Here is a 655-nt window from a genome sequence, read left to right as displayed (position 1 = left end):
ATCTGTCCAGCGATGCAAAGGTTCTTTATGGGCTGATGCTGGACAGAATGGCTTTATCTATCAGACATCAGTGGTTTGATGAAGAGGGTAAGGTTTATATTATTTTTACTGTTGAACAGGTTATTCAGTATATGAATTGTGGAAGAGATAAAGCAATGAAAACGCTTGCAGAACTGGATACCAAAAAGGGAATCGGATTAATTGAAAGAGTCAAACAAGGATTTGGTAAACCGGATATTATTTATGTAAAGAACTTTATTTTAAGGACATCAAAAGATGTTAAAAACAATGATGAATCCGAAGAGAGTATTCAACAAAATCGAGAGGTCGAAGAAGTCGACTTATCGGAGTCGGAAAAATCGACTTATCGTGGTCGGAAAAATCGACTTCAAGGGGTCGGAAAAACCGACTTCAAGAGGTCGGAAAATACGACTTATCGTGGTCGAAAAATCAGAACTACAGAGGTCGGAAAAATCGACCCAATTAATACTAAATATAATTATACTGATATTAGTAATACGGACAGGAATAATACTGATCTTATCAATCTTTCAGATTCTTCAGAACTACAGAAAATGGATTTGATGGAAGAGATGGAGTTATTCCAGATGAATACTGCACTTGTAAAAAGAAATATTGAATATGACTGTCTTGT

General features: G+C 35.6%; 1 protein-coding gene. It reads left to right on the top strand.

All coding sequences use genetic code 11. The features are described 5' to 3' along the window. Positions 1-47 precede the first annotated feature (47 nt). Positions 48-655, top strand: a 608-nt coding sequence (locus LI112_RS17865; RefSeq protein WP_255647179.1) for a replication initiator protein A, incomplete at its 3' end; no start/stop codon positions are given.

The organism is Blautia sp. 210820-DFI.6.14, assembly GCF_020558815.1.
GTDB lineage: Bacteria > Bacillota > Clostridia > Lachnospirales > Lachnospiraceae > Blautia_A > Blautia_A obeum.
Note: the sequence above shows the minus strand (reverse complement) of the source record. Positions and strands in the feature narration are given on the sequence as shown.